This window comes from Kaistella antarctica (assembly GCF_900109615.1).
GTDB classification, from domain to species: Bacteria; Bacteroidota; Bacteroidia; order Flavobacteriales; family Weeksellaceae; genus Kaistella; species Kaistella antarctica.
This window is the reverse complement of record NZ_FOIX01000003.1, coordinates 385,934-407,477: the sequence shown is the minus strand read 5'-3', so window position 1 is coordinate 407,477 and position 21,544 is coordinate 385,934. Positions and strand designations below refer to the sequence as shown.

The window sequence follows — 21,544 nt, the reverse complement described above, 5'->3', positions numbered from 1 at the left end:
AACCATAAAATTAGATATTGACTTTAGAAACTTCCATAGAATTTTTAAAGGGAATCGGTCCCGAACGAGCTAAATTCATAAACAATGTTTTAGGATTTTCCACGGTCGAAGACTTTCTCACCTTCTACCCTTTGCGATATATTGACAGAAGTATCGTTCACAAGATTGGCGATTTAAAAACAGAAACCGTTGCTGAAATTCAGTTTAAAGGTAAGATTTCAGACATCAAGGAGGTTGCTTATGGCAAAGGTCAAAAGAGAATGGTAGCCAAGTTTCGCGACGATTCCGGAACGCTGGAATTAGTTTGGTTTCGCTATACAAAATGGATGAAAGAACAGATTCCGCTGAATCAAGAAATGTTCATCTTCGGAAAGATCAATGAATTCAACGGTCTTTTCTCAATGCCGCATCCAGAAATTGAAATCGATGAGAAGAAAGCTTTGTCAGGAACTCTTCTCCCGATTTATCCAGGCAGTGAAAAACTCGCCAAGAGAGGCTTGAACAATAAGTTTTTTCAAACGGTTACTGCAGAAATTGTGAAAAATCTACCAAGTTTAGTTTCTGAAAATCTTCCCGATTCTTTAATGAAAAAATTGAATTTAATCGGAAGAATTCCAGCTTTATACAATATTCATTTCCCAAAAGATTTCCTTCATTTTCAACACGCCGAAAATCGCGTAAAGTTTGAAGAGGCCTTTTTCTTTCAGCTAGGCTACGGTTTAAAAAAGCAGCATCATAAAGCATCTGTTGTCGGAAATCCATTTCCCAAAGTAGGCGAACATTTCAATCAATTTTACAATCATTGTATTCCGTTCGAACTGACCAATGCTCAGAAGAGAGTTTTAAAGGAAATTCGAAACGATATGAAAAAACCCATTCAAATGAACCGTCTTCTTCAGGGCGATGTTGGCTCGGGAAAAACAATGGTCGCGCTGCTTTCAATGCTGATCGCTTTGGATAATGGTTTTCAAAGTTGTCTGATGGCACCGACTGAAATATTAGCACAACAACATTTTAATTCAATTCAGGAACTTTTGGCGACAACAAAAATCAAAGTCCGATTGCTAACTGGTTCTTCAAAAACTTCAGCTAGGAAGATAATTCATCAGGAACTTTTGGATGGTGAACTCTCAATTTTGATTGGGACGCACGCCGTTTTAGAAGATATCGTTCAGTTTAAAAATTTAGGATTGGCAATCATTGATGAGCAGCATCGATTTGGTGTCGCCCAACGCGCAAAATTATGGGCGAAAAATAAAATTCCACCACATATTTTAGTCATGACCGCAACACCGATTCCAAGGACTTTAGCGATGAGTTTTTACAGCGATTTGGATGTTTCGATCATTGACGAATTACCAGTTGGCAGAAAACCCATTATCACGGCGCATCGAAGGGACAAAGATCGCTTATCGATTTTTAGATTTGCGAAAGATGAGATTGAAAAAGGCCGGCAAATTTATTTCGTCTATCCTTTAATTGAAGAGTCAGAAACTTTAGATTATAAAAACCTGCTGGAAAACTTTGATCATATTCTAGAATTTTACGAAGGATTTAACGTTACCATGCTTCACGGCAGAATGAAGCCCGCTGAAAAAGAAGCCGCTATGCAATATTTCGCTTCTGGAAAAGCGCATATCATGGTTGCTACCACGGTAATTGAAGTTGGCGTCAATGTTCCTAATGCTTCAGTAATGATTATTGAAAGTGCCGAGCGCTTTGGTTTGTCACAGCTTCATCAACTGCGTGGCAGAGTTGGTCGGGGCGCCGAACAGAGTTATTGTATTTTAGTAACTTCTGATAAGCTTTCCAGTGATAGCCGAATCCGAATGAAAACAATGGTGGAGACCAATGATGGTTTTAAAATATCAGAAGTTGATATGAAATTGCGTGGTCCTGGCGATATTTTAGGAACCCAACAAAGTGGCGTGGTCGATTTTAAAAAACTAGATTTAATTACGGACGGAAAAATTATTAAAATCGCCAAATCGACCGTTGAAAAAATACTTAAAAACGACCCGCATTTAGAAGATCCAGAAAATTTTGAATTGCGAACTTATTATTCCAAACAATACAAAGGAAAAAATAAATGGAGCCGGATTTCTTAGCAGCGTAAAATTACCATCTAAATAATCTGAAATGCATTGATTTTTAATTATTTTGAATACTTTTGTTCTCTATGAAAAAACACATTTCGCTACTCTTTCTATTTGTAGTTTTAAACCTATTTTCGCAGTCTACAATTACCGTTTTAAAAACAGGCGAAAGAACGCCTATTCCAAACGCAACGGTTTCTTGCAAGGGAAAACTTTTAGGGAAGACAAATGCCCAAGGAATTTTAAGCTTTCGAACAAAGTGCGAAAAAGTTGATGTCAAAGCGGCTGGTTTTTATGAAGATGAAGCGGTGGTCGATAAAGTGATGGAGCTGGGACTTTCTAAAACAGACCCCAAAACACAATCGATTGAAGGCGTGATTATATCAGACAAAAGTGATCCGCGCGCCTTGGCAATCTTGCAGAAGGTAAACGACAATTTTAAAAATAATTCACCTCATAGTTTAGATTCTTATTCGTTTAAATCCTACGAAAAAATATCTTTTGATTTTGATGAAGACAGTATTAAACAGTACAACCAATATCTGAGTCATCGATTGGATTCTTTGAAGTTGTTGCCGACACAGACTCAATCTGTGGATAAAAAGAAAGATTCGATAGAGAGTGTGAACGTGATGAAATTAATGACCACCAGTAAATTATTTCTCTGGGAACGCGCTGCGCAGTATTCATATTCAGAAAAATACGGTGAAAAGATTAATATTTTAGACAATCGTGTGGCTGGATTGAAAGAGCCCGTCTACGAAATGATGGCTTTGCGCTCTAACCGAAACAAAATTCCAAAAGAAATACAAGAAGAAAACCGTACGCTTTACCGCTATTTTTTAACGGATAGTATTGACATTGAAGGTCGTAAAAATTATGTAATTCGTTTTCGACAGGCAGATTACAAAAATCCGATTCAGAAAAGAAAATTCAACGGTTATATCTATGTTGATGCAGACACTTACGGTCTAAAAAAGATTGAAAGTAACAGCAAGAAAAAGAGCGAAGGTTCAATTACCAGTACGTGGAAACCAATCGATAATAAATGGTTTTTATTGAAAGAGAATTTTAAAATAAAGATGGGCGCCACCGTTTTTGATGGCAAGAAAAAGGACAAAAATAAAAAAGATGATGCCGAGGAAAAAATGAAGCAAAAGTTTGGCAACTATGTTTTCATCATGGCGGATTATTTCGATTTTAAAACTTCAATTGAGCAAAATAAAAAAGATTTCTCGGGTTATTCGATATCCGTAGAGAACTCCGATGGAGCAATCTTAGATCAATACCGCACCGATTCTTTAACTGATCGTGAGAAAATGACTTACGCCAAAATAGATAGTGTTGGAAAAAAATACAATCTCGATCAAAAATTGAATGTGGTTACGGGTTTTCTGAAAGGAAAAATAAGAGTTGGCAATGTAGATTTCGACGCTCTTGAGATCTTGAAATACAATCAGTATGAAGGATTTCGGCTAGGCGCAAATGCTAAATTAAATGAAAGATTCAATAAATATATTTCGCCTGATGCTTATGTCGCCTATGGCTTTAAAGACCGCGCTTGGAAATATGGTTTGGGCGTTGACCTCAAAACAACCTTAGCAAAGACATCTTTTTTTAGAGTAGAATATTACAATGACGTTGATGCCGCTGGCAGATTTAACGAGAATCTGTGGAACTTTAAAATGAAAATTAACAACTCGGGCGTTGATTTAAATAACGATCGATTTTATCATTTTGAAGGTTTCAAAGTTTCCTACGAAAATGATTTATCCAATACTTTAACGTTGCGAGGATCCGTAAAGAAAGACAAAGAAGAAGCTAAATTTGATTATAACTATAACAATCTTGGCAGCAGTTTTGAAAATTTCGCGACTCAATTAACATTGAAATATTCGCCGAATTCTAAAAGCATGATGACACCGTCTGGAAAATTGACTTATGAGCAGAACTATCCTGAGTTTTATTTCAATTATGAACAAGGTTTAAAATCACTGGGTGGAGATTTTAATTTCAGCAGTTTTGACGTTTTGGTTCAGCACAGTTTTAAAACAAAACTGGGTGTGACTGGCGCTCGTTTGTATGGGGGATTAGTTATTGGTAACGCTCCTATCTGGCATCAATTTGCAATTAATGGTTTAGGAAATGGAGAAAACTCGCTAAATTTCAACTTTACTTCTTACCTTGGTTTTGCAACGATGGAAGGTGGAAAATACTATAATGATAAATTTATAGGTTACTACTTAACGCACAGAATCCCTTATTACTTTAGCACCTTCGGAAAGAAAATTTCAAGCTTTGATATGGTTTACAGAGGAATTACAGGTGACATGAAAAATCCTGAAATTCATGATTTTGAATTTGAAAAACTTAATCATTTTTACCAGGAGATCGGCTTAGAAGCCAATAACTTCTTGGGAAGTCCTTTCAATCTAGGTTTCTTCTATCGCGTCGGATATTACTCCACTCCTATGTTCAAAGAAAATTTTGCCATTCAGCTAAAACTCAATTTTTTAGGATTTTAGGAATGAAAAATATTCAGATTAAAGCAAGCTCTTTTTTTGAATTGCTGAAGCTTAAAGATACTTCAATGTGGGAAATTTTCGCGCAGATGATTGATGGTGACCAAAAAGAAATTATCTTTCTGGATGAGGAAGAAAAACTTCTTTTCACTTATTTATTGCCAGATAATCTCGCTCGACTCGAGGAAGACAGAAAAGAGTTTGCCCAGGAATATTCTGAAAAACTTTCAGGATTGAACTAATTACTTATAAAGTGATCAATCGTTTTCTTAGTGGCGGCAACATCGTGAACGCGTAAAATCTTAGCGCCTTTTTCTAACATTTTTAGATGCAGTTTTTGCGTTTCTTCTTCCACATCTAAAGGTGATTTGCCTAAAGGTTTATAAATAAAAGACTTTCTGGAAATCCCTGCTAAAATCGGAAATTGGCCAAAACTTAGCTGATTGAATTCCTGAATGAGTTGATGGTTTTGCGCTACCGTTTTACCAAATCCAAACCCAGGATCAAGGATGATATCTTTAATTCCAAATCCTCTCAACAACTGAATTTTTTCGGAAAAGTAATGATTGAGCTTTAAGATAATATCGTCATCAATCAATTTTTCGTGCATTGAGTGGTAAGAGCCGTTCACATGCATTAACACGTACGGAAGTCCAGTATAGGCAACTGTTTCATACATTTCATCATCGTACATTCCGCCGGAAATATCATTCACCAAATTGATTCCTTCCTTAAAACCAAACTGCACCGTTTCTGAAAAAAAAGTATCTAACGAAATTAGAACGTGGGGGAATTCTTTTTTGAGGCTTGAAATGATCTTTCCGATTCTCAAAATTTCGTCTTTTGAATCTAAAAGTTGAGCGTTCGGTCTGGTCGATTGAGCGCCGATATCGATAATAGTCGCACCTTCACCAATCATTTTTTCTACCTGAACGAGCGCTGTTTTTTCAGTATTAAAACTTCCTCCATCTGAAAAAGAATCTGGGGTGACGTTAAGAATGCCCATCATTTTCGGTTGGGATAAATCGATCAATTGCCCACGACAATTCAGGGTTGAAAAGTGCAACGATTCAGGTTGTTGGGTATTAGCATTCATCTGACAAAAATACGATTTCTGACAAGTATCAACCGAAAACTCTCAATCGAAATTCTTATCTTTGAAAAGTTTAGAAATCTTATGCAAAAAACATCAAAACAGTTCGACGACGTTATAAAGAGCTGCCGAAATTTATTCAGCAATAAATTATCAGATTACGGAGCTTCGTTTCGGGTTTTACGAACTTCTTCATTAACCGACCAAATTTTTATAAAAGTTAAAAGCTTGCGTAACTTCCAAACAACGGCTGTTTCTAAAGTTGGAGAATCGGAAGAAGAAAATTTTATGGCAATTGTGAACTACTCGATTATTGGTTTAATTCAATTAGAGAAAGGTTTTGCAGACGATTTTAAACAAGATAGAAATGAAATCCTAGAGCTGTACGACAAATTTGCGCATGAAGCAAAAGAGTTGATGCTTCGGAAAAATCATGATTATGGAGAAGCTTGGCGCGAAATGAGGATCTCTTCCATCACAGATTTAATTTATCAGAAAGTTCTGAGAACAAAACAAATCGAAGACAATGCTGGAGCGACTTTAGTTTCGGAAGGAGTTGACGCCAATTATTTTGATATGCTGAATTACGCAGTCTTCTGTCTCATCAAGTTTTCCGAAGAAAAAGAAGTTTTTAAACCCACTATAATTTAATAACATGTTGAAAAATGTACTGAGGATTGTTATTGCTTTAATTTTTATTGCCTCTGGTTTTGTAAAAGCTGTGGACGCAGTTGGCTTCTCCTTTAAACTGGAAGAATATTTTTCTCCTGCCGTTTTCAACATGCCTTTCTTTGAAAAGCAGGCTCTGATTTTAGCAGTATTGGTGGTGGCTTTCGAATTGATATTTGGATTTTTCCTGTTGATCAAAAGTCAGTTAAAATTTACATTGTCAATGCTAATTGCCTTGTGCGTTTTCTTCGCGTTCCTCACTTTCTACTCCGCCTATTTCAATGTCGTAACCGATTGTGGATGTTTTGGAGATGCATTAAAAATGGAGCCTTGGCAAAGTTTCTGGAAAGACATTGTTTTACTAGTTGGTCTGTTAATTCTTTATTTTCTTTACCGAAATGAGTTTAATGAACCAGAAGAAAAAACACCCTTTAAAAAATACCTTTCTGCCTTTGCCTTTTTAACCATGGTTTTCGTGATCAATTGGGGAATAACGCACGAACCAATTATTGATTTTAGAGATTATAAAATAGGAACTGATTTAAATATTGAGAAACATAAAATAGCCAAAGATCCCTCGGAATTTAAAACCTATTATTCTCTCAAGAATGAAAAATCAGGTGAAGTTCTAGAAGTTAATCAGGATGATTACGTTAATGACAAAAAATATTGGGAAGAAGGTTCACCCTGGATTATTGATGAAGCGAAGACCAGTTCAAAATTAGTAAAGCAAGGTTATGAATCGGAAATATCAAAGTTTAAACCAGAAACTGCTGATGGAATTGACATGACCGAAGAAATTTTGAAAGCTCCAAAATCAGTCTTGATTTTTGCTTACGACCCCAAAAATGCGAACATCAATATTTTAGCTCAGGCAGAAGCGAAATTAAGTCAGCAAAAAGACGCGCTGATTCTAGGAGTCTCAACAGATCCAAATACGTTCAAAACCATTAATAATGCGATGATGGACGGAACTGCTATTAAAACAATTGCCAGAAGTAATCCTTTTGTTTTGACTTTGGAAAAAGGAAAAATTGTGGATAAACGTTCAGCAGAAGATTATATTAAACAAAAAAATTAAAAGATAATGAATCAAAACCAACACAAATCTAACAAGTCAATTGCCGGATATCATTTACTGATGATTCTTTCAGCAGTTGATGGTGAATTTGCACCAGCAGAAGGAATGCTTATTCAGGAATATCTTGCAGATGAATTTCCTTTTAAAATAAATTTAGACAACGAGCTCGATGCAATTGCGGTTTTACAGGCAGAAGAGTGGAAAGATCATTTTGAATTTCATGCGCATTGCTTTTTAGACGATTCGACTGAAGAGGAAAGAAAACACTTCTTGCAGTTTGCCAAAAGTCTGATAAAAGCAGATGCAGAAGTAACGGAGCGTGAACATATGTTCTACATGCTTCTTAAAAATATTTGGAAACTTAATTAAATAAATCATTTTAAAATGAGAAAAAATATCGTTGCAGGGAACTGGAAAATGAATAAGAATGTGATTGAAGCACAACAACTGATGTTTCAATTATTAGAGTATAAAAAGAAGAATACGACCAACTGCGAAGTTTGGATTGCGCCACCAGCAATGTATTTGATGATGGCGAAAGATGTATTTTCTCACAATGAAATCGGTGTTCTTGCGCAAGACATGAGCGAATATGAAAGTGGCGCTTATACGGGAGAAATTTCGGCAGATATGCTGGAATCCATCCACGCAACTGGAACCTTGATCGGACATAGTGAAAGAAGACAATATCACGGTGAGACCGATTCTCACTGTAACGTAAAAGTGAAATTAGCTTTGGATAAAGGGTTAACGCCAATTTACTGTAATGGTGAAACGCTGGAGCAGAGAAAATCTGGTCAACATTTAGAAGTGGTAAAATACCAAATTGAAGTTGCACTTTTCACTTTAACAGCTGAAGAAATTAAAAAGGTCGTTATTGCGTACGAACCAGTTTGGGCCATTGGAACGGGCGAAACTGCTTCTCCGGAACAAGCTCAAGAAATTCATAAACACATCAGAACTTTAATCGCTGATAAATATGGAAAAGATATTGCTGATGAAATTTCGATTTTATACGGTGGTTCTGTAAAGCCAGATAACGCGAAAGAAATATTTTCTCAACCAGATATCGACGGTGGTTTAATCGGCGGCGCTGCTTTGAAAGTGGAAGATTTTGCAAAAATTATTGAGGGATTTAACTCTTAATCCTCACCCAAACTTCCTCTCCAAAAGAGAAGATCTTTTACAAAAAATGCGTCTCAACTTTGAGACGCATTTTTCAGTTATATGTTTAAAAGAAACTTATTTCTTTTCCGGCTTTTCTACTTTTCTTTGCAGAACTTCGTCAATCATTCCGAATTCTTTGGCTTCTGGTGAAGTCATCCAATAATCTCTCTCAGAATTTCTTTCTACCCAGTCATAATCTTGTCCAGAATGTTCAGCGATGATATCGTATAATTCTTTCTTCAATTTCAACATTTCGCGCAAGTTGATTTCCATATCGGTTGCAACACCTTGCGAGCCGCCACTTGGCTGGTGAATCATCACCCTTGAATGTTTCAAGGCTGAACGTTTTCCTTTTTCACCTGCAACCAAAAGAACTGCACCCATTGAAGCTGCCATTCCTGTACAGATTGTCGCAACATCCGGCTTGATGATTTGCATGGTGTCATAAATTCCCAATCCAGCATAAACGCTTCCTCCAGGAGAGTTAATGTAAATCTGAATATCTTTCGACGCATCAGAACTTTCTAAGAACAGTAACTGTGCGGTTACGATATTCGCAACTTGATCGTCGATTCCGGTTCCTAAGAAGATAATTCGGTCCATCATCAAACGTGAAAAAACGTCCATTTGAGTCACGTTCAATCTTCGTTCTTCCATAATATAAGGCGTTAAATTGGTCGGTCCATACATTCCCATATATTGATCAGTCGCCAATCCACTGTTTCCTAAATGTTTCACAGAGAAATCTCTGAAATCTTTTTTAATATCCATTTATCTATTTTTTTCGTTTTGTAAATTACAATTTCTGTTCCTTAAAATAACTATGCCCTTTTGTCAGTTGTCGGTTTAATTTCATATTGATTTCATTTAAAAGACTTTTTAAAATCATGATTCTTTTAACCAGTTCATAATACTCATCTGGCTTTTCATCCCGCACTGCATCTAAATTTCTGACAATATCATAAATCATTTTTTCAATGAAATGACTTTTATGAATCAGAATATCATCCTCAATTTCTGCCTCTAATTTTTCACCGGGTTTAGGTGGGAAAATATTGCTTTTTTCCCAGTTACTCAGTTCTTCGTCTTCCAGAATGGCGCTTGAAACTTTAGAGACAATGGTTTCATCCATTAAAGTTAAGAAAAAATTGCTTTGTATAATCTCATTATTCGCCAAACCAATTTTTAATTCTTCGATTATTTTCTGATTAATAGGCGATTGTGGCTCGTAATCATCTTCATTAAAGTGACTTATAATCTCCTCAATAACCGTAATTTTAAAAGGCTGATTATCCGCATGCGATTTTTCTAAAATACGATCTCCGAAGTTGAGCATGTGTTTCACTAATTTCTCCTCCAGCTCCAATAATGGATTTACAGAAATGGTGCTTAATGGAACGATTTCAAGTTTCGTCTTTAGCTGCGGCTCGGCTCTTTGTTGCGGCGAGAATTGTTGACTTTGAAGTTGTTTCTGAACATTCAATTCATTAAAAAGCGATTGTTCTGAAATGCCAAATTTATTGGCAACTTCCTTTAAATAAACTTCCTGCTTTAAAGCATTCTTCACAAACGCCACCGACTTTACGATATCCCGAATAGATTCCGCTTTCTTAATGGGATCATCGCCCGCTTCTTTTAATAAAATTTCTGCTTTGAAATCGATGAAATCTTTAGCCTGCGTTTTTATAAAGTCTTCCACATAATCTTGCGGATGTTTTCTTGAAAAAGAATCAGGATCATCGCCATCTGGAAAAAGTAAAATCCGAATATTCATTTCTTCGGCGAGCAACAAATCGATACTTCTAAAACTCGCTTTAATTCCAGCTGGATCTCCATCGAAAAGAATGGTTACGTTTTCGGTTAATCTTTTAATCAACTTGATTTGATCGACGGTTAAAGCAGTCCCAGAACTGGCCACGACATTCTCAATTCCGCTTTGGTGCAGCGCAATAACATCCATATAACCTTCTACTAAAAGACAAAGGTTTGCTTTGGAGATGGCTTGCTTTCCCTGACTTAGACCATAAAGGACACTTGATTTATGATAAATTTCCGTTTCGGGAGAATTTAAATATTTGGCAGTTTTAATATTATTTTTCAGAATTCTCGCTCCAAATCCTAAAACCCGTCCTGAAAAACTATGGATCGGAAATAAAACCCTTTCCCGAAAACGATCGATTCCGTTTGGCGCATTTTCCGGAAAAATAGACAGTCCAGATTTCTCCAGAATATCGCTGGAATATCTTTTATTTAAAGCAAATTCTGTAAAAGCATTCCGCTGTTCTGGTGAATATCCCAACTGGAATTTCTTAATAATATCATCCCTAAGTTCGCGCTCTTTAAAATAAGAATAGGCGATTGTCCGTCCCTCTTCGGTTTCGAAAAGTTGTTCCTGGAAAAAATCGTTCGCGATCTCATGAATTTTGTAAAGCAGTTCTTTATCGGTCTGCGCTTGCTTTTGCTCTTCCGTAAGTTCCCGTTTGTCCTCTTCTATTTCTATTCCATACTTTTGAGCCGCATGCCGCAGTGCTTCAGGGTACGTGAAATTTTCAATTTCCATTAAAAATGAAATGGCAGTTCCACCTTTTCCAGATGAAAAATCTTTCCAAATTTGCTTACTTGGCGACACCACAAAACTCGGTGATTTCTCATCATGAAACGGACTTAACCCTTTAAAATTCGAGCCTGCTCTTTTAAGTTGCACATATTCGCCGACGATTTCCTCTACCCGAATGGCAGAAAATATTTTATCAATTGTTTGCTTAGAAATCATTTTGTAAAAATAGGGAATAAGTTTTTCTTTTCCTTACTATTTTGGGCGTATCCCTCGTTTCCATCGCTCAGCGCTGTTAGGGCTTCGAGCCCTAACAGCGCTTTCCAGCCACATATCGGGTCGGGCTCTTCATTACAAGTCCTCAGTCGCCGCGATCCGCCGAGGCGGATCGCGCCTCCTTCCGGGCTTTCCATTGCGATCCCTTACGCAGGGGAAGAGCTAGGTGGAACCCCAGTTTTAAATTTTGAATGCTGCATTTTGAATTACAAAATCGTAAACTAATTTTTAAAGTTAGTTATACATTCCTGCATTAAATTCCTTATTAAAAATTGCCGATTCAAAATTTAATAAAAAAGTTAATTTGCCAGTCGCTTGGCATGCCCCTACGAAAAAATTCAATAAATTTGACCAACCATTTCTTTAATAATGAAAAAACTTCTACTCGCCTCCATCGTCACTTTTTCACTGATGGTAACGGCCCAAAAAAATTACGTTCTCGTGATTCACGGTGGCGCCGGCACGATTCTTAAATCAAATATGACCGATGAAAAAGAAATCGCCTACAAAGCGAAATTGACTGAAGCCTTAAAAGCTGGATATGCAGAAATTCAAAAAGGAAATACGTCCATCGATGCCGTTGCGGCTTCCATTATGATCATGGAAGATTCACCATTATTCAATGCAGGAAAAGGAGCCGTTTTTACCGCTGAGGGAAAGAATGAACTCGATGCTTCTATTATGTATGGAAAAGATAAATCAGCCGGTGCGATTGCTGGTGTTCATACCATTAGAAATCCGATTAAAACTGCCATCGCCGTGATGCAAAAATCTGAACACGTCATGTTATCAGGACTTGGTGCCGAACAGTTTGCAAAAGATCAAAACCTAGAAATTGTTGATCCAAAATACTTCTGGACGAAAGAGCGTTGGGAAGGTTTGCAAAAACTCAAACAGAAAGAACAGTCGACTTCGACAAAAAAAGTCTCCCAAAACACCTTACCTAACTCTTACGAAATCGATCAGAAATTCGGGACTGTTGGTGCGGTTGCTTTAGATAAAAGCGGAAATATTACTGCCGGAACTTCAACAGGTGGAATGACCAATAAAAAATATGGTCGAATTGGCGATGCTCCAATTATCGGTGCTGGAACTTATGCCAATTCTCAAGTCGGCATTTCGGCCACAGGTTGGGGCGAATATTTCATAAGAGCAACGGCAGCCAGAACAATTGCGGCGAAAATGGAATTTCAAAATAAGGATATTAAAACTGCTACTCAAGAAACCATTGACGAAATCGAAAAAATGGGTGGCGATGGTGGCTTGATCGCTTTAGACAAGGACGGAAATATCGCAATGCCGTTTAACACTGCGGGAATGTATCGTGGCGCGATTACGGAAGCTGGCGAAATCATGATTGAAATTTACAAATAGTAATGGAATTCAAAATTGATCAATTGGAAGACTGGCAAAAAGTCATTGACGAAATTCTGCCCAAACTTGAGTATAACATTCTCTTGCTAAAAGGAAATCTAGGCGCTGGAAAAACTACTTTCACCCAATTCCTTTTAAAGAATCTTGGCAGCGACGATGATGTCTCCTCTCCTACTTATGCGATTGTAAATGAGTATGATACTCCAAAAGGAAACGTTTTTCATTTCGATTTATACCGCTTGAAAAGTGCAGATGAAGTGGAAGATATCGGCATGCATGAATATCTTAATAATGCTTTTCTGTCCATCATTGAATGGCCAGAAGTTTATGAAGACGAACTCGCTCATTTTCCCCATCACGAAATGACTATCGATAATAACGGTGAATATCGACGGGTTAAGTTCACTTCAATTTTACCCTTTTAATTATCAAATCATCGTATCTTTGCCTCCTGATTCTTTCGAATTAGCCGTCTTTTATCAAAACTTTTAAAATGAGTCACACCCACGTTTTTACGCCTTTTTCTGAGCAGGATTTATTGCCACAAGAAGAGAAATTAGAAATCGTCAAAAAAGGAAAACAATTCAGCATAGGAATTCCTAAAGAAACTTGCCTTAATGAACGTAGAACTTGCATCACTCCTGATGCCGTACAAGTTTTGGTAGCAAACGGACACCATATTATCGTGGAGGCTGGAGCTGGCGAAGGTTCTTTCTTTACCGATTTGCAATACTCTGAATCGGGTGCAAAAATCACTCAAAATCCGCAAGAAGCCTTCGAACAGGATTTAGTTTTAAAAATCAATCCGCCGACTACCGACGAGATTGAAATGCTGAAAATGAATAGCTACTTGGTTTCAGCCTTACAAATTAATCTTCGTGATAAAGAGTATTTTAAAAAACTGGGCGAGAAAAAAATAAATGCCATCGCTTTCGAATTTATCGCTGATGAATACAAGCAATTGTCCTTAGTCAGATTGATTGGCGAAATCGCAGGAAGTATTTCTGTACTTTATGCCGCAGAATTATTAGCACTTTCGAACGGTTTAATGTTAGGCGGAATTACAGGAGTTCGCCCAACGGAAGTGGTGATTATCGGTGCTGGAATCGTTGGTGAATTTGCGACCAAAGCCGCTTTAGGATTAGGGGCGACCGTAAAAGTATTTGATAATTCTTTATCGAAACTTAGGCGGTTACACATGATGGTTGATGGCCGCGTGCCAACTTCGATTATCGATCCGAAAGAACTGGCGAAAAGTTTAAAAAGAGCTGATGTAGTTATTGGCGCTCTTTCAAAGTTAAGTGCCGTTCCGATTGTGACCGAAGATATGGTCATTGGAATGAAAAAAGGAAGTGTCATTATTGACGTGACTATCGACAACAGAAAAATGATCGAGACTTCGGAAGTAACGGATATGGAAAATCCTTACACCATTAAACATGGCGTTATTCATTGCGGGTTGCCAAATCTAACGTCAAAAATGCCGCGTACGACGACGAAAGCCATTTCTAATTTCTTCCTTTCTTATCTGCTTCATAATGATGAAGAAGGCGGTTTTGAAAATATGCTCGTTCACAAAAGTGAAATGAAACAGTCTCTCTATATGTATAAAGGTCGGCATACCAAAAAAATAATCTGTGACCGTTTTGATCTGACGTATCATGATATCAATCTTTTAATTTTTTAAATGAGAAAAATCAAATTCTTCTTACTGGGATTAATTCCCGGACTTATTTTAGTGTTTTTTATTCTGAACAAAAAAGGAGCAAGCTGCAGTGGATATCTTCCTAATTCCAGAGTGATCGCAGAATCTTTATCAAAAGAATTTACCTACTCTGAAAATTTCAAAAAAGAAATGGACCTGTGGAAAATCGATGAAAAGTTTTTAAAAGACAGTATCATGACAAAAGGCTATGTTGATTTCGACAGAAGTGATGCGCAAAAAAAACCGTGTCCAAGTTATATTCTTTTTTATCCAAAGAAAAATCCGCGCTATGAAATTGGATTTGAAAAATGTAAAGAACAATCAAACTTTCAAAGTCTTCTTAAACTAAGATAATCTCTTTCTTCTAAAAAAATTCATATGAAATTAACCATCATCGGTACTGGTTTAATTGGTGGGTCCATCGCCTTAAAATTACGTGAGAAACACTTTGTTGATTGCGTTTATGGCGTTGACCAAAACGAGCAACATTTAGTTGAAGCAAAAGAATTGGGTATTATTGACGAAGGTTCGACTTTAGAAAATGCGATTCAAAATTCTGACTTAATTATTCTGGCCATTCCAGTTGATGGATCCAGAAAATTATTGCCAACAATATTGGATTTGGTCAATGACAATCAAACTGTGATGGATGTTGGTTCTACAAAAGGTGGAATCGTAAAGGGAGTAGAAAACCATCCAAATAGAAATCGTTTCGTGGCTTTTCACCCAATGTGGGGAACAGAAAACTCTGGGCCGAAATCGGCGATATCAGATAGTTTCGCGGGAAGAGCCGGCGTAATTTGCGATCAAGAAGATTCTGCACCAGATGCTTTGAAAATGGTGGAGGAAGTTGCAGAAACCTTAGGAATGAATCTGTTGTATATGGATGCAGAAGGTCATGATATTCATACGGCTTACATTTCTCATATCTCGCATATCACTTCTTACGCTTTGGCGAATACAGTTTTGGAAAAGGAACGCGAAGAAGATACCATCTTCCAATTGGCGAGTTCCGGTTTCTCGAGTACAGTTCGTTTGGCAAAATCTCATCCAGAAATGTGGGTCCCCATTTTCCGTCAGAATAAAGAAAATGTGTTGGATGTTTTAAATGAGCATATTACGCAACTTCGGAAATTTAAATCTGCGCTGGAAAAAGATAATTATGAATATTTGGAAGAGTTGATTCGGAATGCGAATAAGATTAGGGGGATTTTGAGGTAAACTTAAATCCAATTTTTTTCAGAACAAATCTGCATTCAACCTACCTTTTTTAAATCTTAAGTATCCAAATTTTACGATTTGATAGATGAGAAAGCCCAGTGGCCCCAACATGAAAGTAAAGAGCAAACATGGAATGATGGTCAAATGTGGAATACCCAATTTTTGTGCATCTTTCAAAATCCAGGATCCTACAAAAAGATCGAAGGCGAGAAAGTGATACCAAATGGCACTACTACCCCACGCATCACTGTTTTGGAGCATCTTAACAATCCCGTCTAGAGAACCGAAATCCATAAAGTCTACTTTGCCAAAACTGGTTATGATAATGGCGCCGTAAACGATACTTAGTATGATCGTAAGGGCAAAAGTAGCAGTGATTTTACGTGTTACTTTCCATTTCGGAGCAACAATCATTAAAATCCAAACTAATAAGACGAGATTATTTAGGATCTGGAAAAGGATTTCAGGTTTCATTGGTTTAGAATTTAAGTTTTTACTAATCTAGAAAAATTCCTATAATATTGACACTTCTTTCAAAGTTCTTTCGAAGAAAAGCAAATCTTTATTCTAGCCCGGATGGAAACGACATCCTTTTTATTTTTTCAGAAAAAAATAAAAAGATACAGTGGACAGCCGGACGGGTATTCGAGAAAGCTAAATTCTTGACGCTCCTAAAAATCAGAGCGGAAAATTTAACATTCAGCCACGTTAACCGCAATGGCCAGACCGCCTTCCGAGGTTTCTTTGAAGCGATCATTCATCCCTTGAGCGGTTTCCCACATCGATTGAATGACCTCGTCTAGAGTCACGCGCGCTTTGGCAGGATCAGATTCTAAAGCGATATTGGCTGCGGTAATTGCTTTCATGGCACCCATTGAATTTCGTTCGATACACGGAATTTGAACCAAGCCACCAATCGGATCGCAAGTCATGCCGAGATGATGTTCCATGGCAATCTCAGCCGCCATCTGAACCTGACCTGGAGTTCCGCCCATAATCTCTGTGAGACCAGCCGCAGCCATCGCAGAGGAAACGCCAATCTCAGCCTGACAACCGCCCATCGCTGCAGAAATGGTGGCATTCTTCTTAAAGAGTGTTCCAATTTCTCCAGCTACCAAAAGGAACCGGATGACATTTTCGTCACTTTTAAATTCGGTGAAACATTGAGAATACATTAGGACGGCGGGAATGACGCCACTTGCACCGTTGGTTGGAGCCGTAATAATTCGGCCAAAATTGGCATTTTCTTCGTTAACCGCTAAAGCAAAACAGGAAACCCATTTGTTGATATTGGTGAAACTCAAATCGGCATCGACCAAATATTGGTACCATTCATGAATATTTTTGTAGACATTTTTGCCCAATAATTTGGTATTTAAACCTGCTGCACGTCGGGTAACATTGAGCCCGCCAGGTAGAATGCCTTCTTTATTGACGCCTTTATAAATACATTCTTTAATTTGCTGCCAGATATAAAGAGCTTCTTTTTCGGTTTCTTCTTTGGTACGCCAGGATTCTTCATTCAGGAAGACGAGATCTGAAATCTTATCGAGCTTTAACTTCGCAATATTTTTATCGATGTCTTTCCCGTTATGGCAAGGATATAACGTTCTGGTGCAATTGTTTTCGTAAGAATGTTCGTCTTGTGTTGCAATAAAACCGCCGCCAACAGAATAGTAATCTTGTGTCATTTCTTCCCCATTTTCGAAAACGGCTTTGAAAATCATTCCGTTCGGATGAAAGTCAAGGGATTTCTGTTTATTTAAAATCAAATGATGTCCGTAAATAAAAGGGATTTGCTTTTCACCGTTGAGATTAAGTGTCTCTGAAAATTTGATGTAGGCTACTTTCTCATCTATTTTTGATGTGTCAATAAGTTTAAAATTTTCGCCAGAAAGCCCAAGCATTCCTGCGATATCAGTTCCGTGCCCGATGCCCGTTTTTGCCAGTGAGCCAAAAAACTCGACGAACACTTCTTTAACATCTTGAAGCTGGTGATCTACTTTAATTTTTCTAATAAAACTTTCAGCCGCATTCCACGGTCCCATCGTATGTGAACTCGAGGGTCCGATGCCGACTTTTATAATTTCAAAAACACTGATTGACTCCATTACTTTTTTTGTACGAAATGTTGATTTAACCTGATTGACTCAAAGACAAAGATAATTCTATTTTTGAGATTTGGTGAAGCGAATTATGAATGAAATAGGTTTTTTAGATTAACAATAATTTAATGAAAGGGCGAAGTGTTTTTTTTAAAAGGTGATGTTTTGAAGTCGTTTTCAGGTTCGTTATGATGTTAAACTTTGCATAGGATTTCTGCGCACGGATTCCACAGATTTACACGGATCAAAAACTTTCTGTTCATTTGAAATTCTCGAAATTAGATTGAGGAAATTCTAGCAAGAGAGAAATCTTGTAGGTTTTAGCTAAAGAAAATTGATTCTCGACTTATAAAGTTGCGTAATTAGATCGTTACATTTTTTATAATCTGTAAACATTCGTGAAGTCTGTGCTTCAAAAATATTATTTGAAAATTTCATTTAAAATTTTGGAGACCTGTTTTGGTTTGGTAGCCGGGAAAAGATGGGTTCCATTCTCGACCACGTAATCAGGTTTTGAATATTTAATCGGGAAAACGATGTCTCTGCTTCCTAGTATTTGAATCACTTTTGGATTTTCATCAAATTTCCAGGCGGAAACTTTTTCGATACTCCATTTTAAAAAGTGTGCATCTCTGACGGTAAAGTATTTCATCAGATTCGGATTTTTGGGATCAACGATATTTCTGGCTACTGAATAAACCGCGGCAGATTTCACATTAAACATGATCTCTGGTAGGAACCTTGGGATTTTAGAAATTTCGCCAAATTTAATGAACCGGGATTTCTCTTTGTCAGATTTAATGCTGCCCATAATTACGATTTTTTCGGCAGATTTTATTTTATCGATTTCCTGAACGATGATGCCACCAAAGGAATAGCCAAGTAAGGCAAAAGGTTCGGAGTCATCGATTCGATCAGCCATTCTTTGAACATATTCATAAAAATCTTCTTTAATTTCGGGCATCAACCAATCTAAAAAAACGACTTCTAATTCTTTGGGGAAAGTAATTTTTTCTAATACTTTAAAATCGGCTCCAAGTCCACTGATGACATACAATTTCATCCTTCAAAAATAGAAAAAAGAGCAGACAATGCTGCTCTTTCTGTGCTAATATTTTGTTAAACTTATTTAGCCGTAACATTAATAATCATATCGATATCATCATTGATAATAATGTCTTTTGCTGCAGAAGCAAAGGAAATTCCGAATTTCTTTCTGTCAAAACTAAACTTGTCTGAAACAATATTTAAAACGCCATTTTTCATAGTAATATTCGCTGGAAAAGCGACAGGATTTGTTTTATCTTTTGCCGTTAGATTTCCGTAAATCATGAAGGGAAATGCTTTATTATTATTCTTTTTAACGGAAGTAATTTTATAAGTCGCAGTGGGAAATTTCTCTGTATCAAAAAAATCGCCGATTTTCAACTGATTGTTTAGTCTCGCTTGATTTTCACCTGACAAATCAGTTGCATTAATACTGGTCATATCTAAATCAAAAGTTCCACCTACGATATTATTTCCTTTCATCATCACGTCGCCAGCGGTTAAATTAAGCACTCCGTTATGCGTAGATGCTTCGGTTTTTATCAGTTTATAACCAAACCACTGAACATTGGAATTGGAAACTTTCTTGGACTGACCAAACATCATTCCTCCAGCCAAAAGCGCCACTGCTACTAAATTTTTCATATTTTTTTAATTAAATTTTCAAGTGCAAAAATATCGAAACATTTAGCAGGATGCTCTTGATGTAAGATAAGAAATGCCTATTTCCAGGAAGTTTTCCATCATCTAGACTATTTATAGATAACTTTAAGCTTCAGTGTACTTTCAAATGACTGTGAAATTCTTAATTAAATTTTGGTTAAAAGAATTTTAATTGAAATATAAAAACTCCGCTGATTAGCGAAGTTTTTAAGTATCAGTAAGTTTAATTATTTTTTATAAAAAGCGGCGTATAAAGCCGCTCCATTGAGAATTGTTTTCTCATCCTTAACCAAATAAATTGGAATATCTTTTAGAATATTCTCCATTTTATCGCTGATGATGAAGTTCTTATAAAACTTTTTGTTATTAAGGAAATCTTCCAGCATAACTGGAATTTCTCCGCTTAAGTATAATCCGCCAGTTGCTTTCATCTTGAGCACTAAACTGTTTGCCTCGCGAGCAAGGAAAACTAAAAATGTTTCAATGGTCATGGTACAGATACGATCTCTTTTCTGGATTGCACCTTGAATAATGGCTTGTGTAAAATTACCGGCTTCTATTTCTTGTGTCAACCAATCGGGTTGTACTTGTCGTTTTACATCTCTTAGGAATCGGTAAACGTTAAACAGTCCACCTTTAGAAAGCACAGATTCCCAACTTACAATTCCGTATATTTTTTGAAGAAAAGAGTAAAATTCAACTTCGTCATTTGTACGTGGAGAGAATTCAGAATGCCCACCTTCTGTGGCGAAAGGTCTTAAAAAACTTCCGTCCCAAAATAAAGCTGCTTCACCCAATCCGTCTCCAGGTGCCAAAAGCACGGCATTGCCAGGCGTGAAATTGCCTGAATCGTGAATCGTAACCAAATTTTCGGCTGCGACCTGTTCTAATCCATACGCTGAAGCTTCCAAATCATTAATTAAAAACACTTCACTTACTGAGGTTTCATTTTTAATGTCCTCAGCATCTAATGCCCAAGACAAACGTTGTGGAGCACTTTTGCCAGCGAGGACTGGTCCCGGAACAGCCACTGCAATTTTTGAAATATTTTCTAGGGAATGTTCGGTAATAAATTGATTGACGATGGCCGAAAAAGAGCTGAATTCGTTGGTTGAATACGTATTTTCTATTTTGGAGAAAATCTTTTTATCTTCCGTTGCATAAAGGCCAATCACTGTTTTTTCATCCCTAAGATCGGCAGCGATCAAAGAGATGTTGTCATTTGTTTCAGTGCCAATTCCGGGTAAAAAAAGTTCGAATTTATTTTTAGTGTCCATGTTGTAATGTTATCAACCAAAGATAATAATTGTTTTTAAAAAACCGCTTAAAAACAAAAAAAAACCTCCTCTGTTGAAAGAGAAGGTTATGATATTTATGCAAAAATTATTTACCTAAAGGAATGTTGTAACCCACACCTACACCGACTGCGCCAGCGCTATATTTTTGATTAGTCAATTCTCCTTTATCTCCAGTGAAAGTCTTTTGATAATGTAAAGAGAAGTTCCAGTCTTTGTTATGATATCCTATTTCTGGTTTGATGTAAAGTCCACCATCTGGTCTTGCAGTATTGGTAATATCGTTTGCAGCAACTTTGTCATCACCAACGATAAATCCGTAACCAATATCAGTTCCTAAATAGAAACCCATTTGTTTCGGGTAAACTCTAATCAATGCAGCTACTGGAACTACACCAAAATCGTTGTTATCATAACCGTTGTTTTCTTTTCCGAAAAAATGGCTATAACCTGTTGCAATACCTAAACCGAAACCTGGTGTGATTAAATTTTGGTAAGAAAGGTCTACTCCTAAATTACCACCTGCGTTTTCTGCAGGAACGGCAAGTCCACCGTGGATTCCTACTTTAAGCATGTTCGTCATGTCTGCACTTTGTGCGCTTAATAATCCTGCGCTCATTACTCCTAAGGCAAGAATTGTTTTTTTGATTGATTTCATAATTCTAAATTTTTAATT

At 37.0% G+C, this 21,544-nt stretch carries 21 protein-coding genes; 12 read left to right on the top strand and 9 right to left on the bottom strand.

Annotated elements, in window-relative coordinates:
- Nucleotides 1-17: 17 nt before the first annotated feature.
- The 3 genes from recG to BMX49_RS10420 all read left to right on the top strand — a co-directional run bounded on the left by recG (nt 18) and on the right by BMX49_RS10420 (nt 4,860).
- Complete coding sequence (gene recG / locus BMX49_RS10430; protein ID WP_034720524.1) at nt 18-2,108, top strand: ATP-dependent DNA helicase RecG; 2,091 nt, start codon at nt 18-20, stop codon at nt 2,106-2,108.
- 71 nt (nt 2,109-2,179) lie between these two features.
- Complete coding sequence (locus tag BMX49_RS10425; protein ID WP_034720523.1) at nt 2,180-4,621, top strand: DUF5686 family protein; 2,442 nt, start codon at nt 2,180-2,182, stop codon at nt 4,619-4,621.
- A gap of 2 nt (nt 4,622-4,623) precedes the next feature.
- Nucleotides 4,624-4,860: a hypothetical protein gene (locus BMX49_RS10420; RefSeq protein WP_034720520.1), complete on the top strand. Its 237-nt coding sequence runs from the start codon at nt 4,624-4,626 to the stop codon at nt 4,858-4,860.
- Here BMX49_RS10420 and folP read toward each other — a convergent pair.
- The gene (gene folP, locus BMX49_RS10415; RefSeq protein ID WP_051803832.1) at nt 4,857-5,714 is read right to left on the bottom strand and encodes a dihydropteroate synthase; all 858 of its coding nucleotides are present in this window, start codon (nt 5,712-5,714) and stop codon (nt 4,857-4,859) included. The two genes, BMX49_RS10420 and folP, sit on opposite strands and share 4 nt — an antisense overlap.
- A gap of 81 nt (nt 5,715-5,795) precedes the next feature.
- Between folP and BMX49_RS10410 the strand changes: the two genes are divergently transcribed.
- The 4 genes from BMX49_RS10410 to tpiA are packed head-to-tail and all read left to right on the top strand — an operon-like array spanning nt 5,796 to nt 8,607.
- Nucleotides 5,796-6,362 (top strand): DUF1599 domain-containing protein, encoded by a 567-nt coding sequence (locus tag BMX49_RS10410; RefSeq protein ID WP_034720518.1) that lies wholly within the window; start codon nt 5,796-5,798, stop codon nt 6,360-6,362.
- Between the two features lie 4 nt (nt 6,363-6,366).
- Complete coding sequence (locus BMX49_RS10405) at nt 6,367-7,461, top strand: BT_3928 family protein (protein WP_034720516.1); 1,095 nt, start codon at nt 6,367-6,369, stop codon at nt 7,459-7,461.
- A 6-nt stretch (nt 7,462-7,467) separates the two neighbouring features.
- Nucleotides 7,468-7,830 (top strand): tellurite resistance TerB family protein, encoded by a 363-nt coding sequence (locus BMX49_RS10400; RefSeq protein WP_034720513.1) that lies wholly within the window; start codon nt 7,468-7,470, stop codon nt 7,828-7,830.
- A 15-nt stretch (nt 7,831-7,845) separates the two neighbouring features.
- A complete protein-coding gene (gene tpiA, locus BMX49_RS10395; RefSeq protein ID WP_034720511.1) occupies nt 7,846-8,607 on the top strand; it encodes a triose-phosphate isomerase in 762 nt (253 codons plus the stop codon).
- A 96-nt stretch (nt 8,608-8,703) separates the two neighbouring features.
- Here the strand turns inward: tpiA and clpP are convergent, their stop codons facing one another.
- Both clpP and dnaG read right to left on the bottom strand, forming a co-directional pair.
- Entirely contained in the window at nt 8,704-9,399 is a 696-nt protein-coding gene (gene clpP, locus BMX49_RS10390) for an ATP-dependent Clp endopeptidase proteolytic subunit ClpP (protein WP_034720510.1), read from the bottom strand.
- A 25-nt stretch (nt 9,400-9,424) separates the two neighbouring features.
- Entirely contained in the window at nt 9,425-11,401 is a 1,977-nt protein-coding gene (gene dnaG, locus BMX49_RS10385) for a DNA primase (protein ID WP_051803831.1), read from the bottom strand.
- Between the two features lie 426 nt (nt 11,402-11,827).
- Here dnaG and BMX49_RS10375 point away from each other — a divergent pair, with 426 nt between their 5' ends.
- From BMX49_RS10375 to BMX49_RS10355, 5 genes are all read left to right on the top strand, one after another.
- Nucleotides 11,828-12,832, top strand: coding sequence for an isoaspartyl peptidase/L-asparaginase family protein (locus BMX49_RS10375; protein ID WP_034720506.1), 1,005 nt, complete (start codon nt 11,828-11,830; stop codon nt 12,830-12,832).
- Between the two features lie 2 nt (nt 12,833-12,834).
- Nucleotides 12,835-13,257: a tRNA (adenosine(37)-N6)-threonylcarbamoyltransferase complex ATPase subunit type 1 TsaE gene (tsaE, locus tag BMX49_RS10370; protein ID WP_034720503.1), complete on the top strand. Its 423-nt coding sequence runs from the start codon at nt 12,835-12,837 to the stop codon at nt 13,255-13,257.
- A 68-nt stretch (nt 13,258-13,325) separates the two neighbouring features.
- Nucleotides 13,326-14,519 (top strand): alanine dehydrogenase, encoded by a 1,194-nt coding sequence (locus BMX49_RS10365; RefSeq protein WP_034720502.1) that lies wholly within the window; start codon nt 13,326-13,328, stop codon nt 14,517-14,519.
- The gene (locus BMX49_RS10360) at nt 14,520-14,891 is read left to right on the top strand and encodes a hypothetical protein (RefSeq protein ID WP_034720501.1); all 372 of its coding nucleotides are present in this window, start codon (nt 14,520-14,522) and stop codon (nt 14,889-14,891) included.
- 24 nt (nt 14,892-14,915) lie between these two features.
- Nucleotides 14,916-15,758, top strand: coding sequence for a prephenate dehydrogenase (locus tag BMX49_RS10355; protein WP_034720500.1), 843 nt, complete (start codon nt 14,916-14,918; stop codon nt 15,756-15,758).
- Between the two features lie 18 nt (nt 15,759-15,776).
- Here the strand turns inward: BMX49_RS10355 and BMX49_RS10350 are convergent, their stop codons facing one another.
- From BMX49_RS10350 to BMX49_RS10325, 6 genes are all read right to left on the bottom strand, one after another.
- Entirely contained in the window at nt 15,777-16,232 is a 456-nt protein-coding gene (locus BMX49_RS10350) for an ABA4-like family protein (RefSeq protein WP_034720498.1), read from the bottom strand.
- Nucleotides 16,233-16,450: 218 nt separating this feature from the next.
- Nucleotides 16,451-17,869, bottom strand: coding sequence for an L-serine ammonia-lyase (locus BMX49_RS10345; protein ID WP_034720496.1), 1,419 nt, complete (start codon nt 17,867-17,869; stop codon nt 16,451-16,453).
- A 415-nt stretch (nt 17,870-18,284) separates the two neighbouring features.
- A complete protein-coding gene (locus tag BMX49_RS10340) occupies nt 18,285-18,926 on the bottom strand; it encodes a hypothetical protein (RefSeq protein ID WP_034720495.1) in 642 nt (213 codons plus the stop codon).
- A gap of 62 nt (nt 18,927-18,988) precedes the next feature.
- A complete protein-coding gene (locus BMX49_RS10335) occupies nt 18,989-19,555 on the bottom strand; it encodes a YceI family protein (RefSeq protein WP_034720492.1) in 567 nt (188 codons plus the stop codon).
- 245 nt (nt 19,556-19,800) lie between these two features.
- Nucleotides 19,801-20,850: a glucokinase gene (locus BMX49_RS10330; protein ID WP_034720489.1), complete on the bottom strand. Its 1,050-nt coding sequence runs from the start codon at nt 20,848-20,850 to the stop codon at nt 19,801-19,803.
- Nucleotides 20,851-20,956: 106 nt separating this feature from the next.
- Complete coding sequence (locus BMX49_RS10325; RefSeq protein WP_034720487.1) at nt 20,957-21,526, bottom strand: hypothetical protein; 570 nt, start codon at nt 21,524-21,526, stop codon at nt 20,957-20,959.
- Nucleotides 21,527-21,544 lie beyond the last annotated feature (18 nt).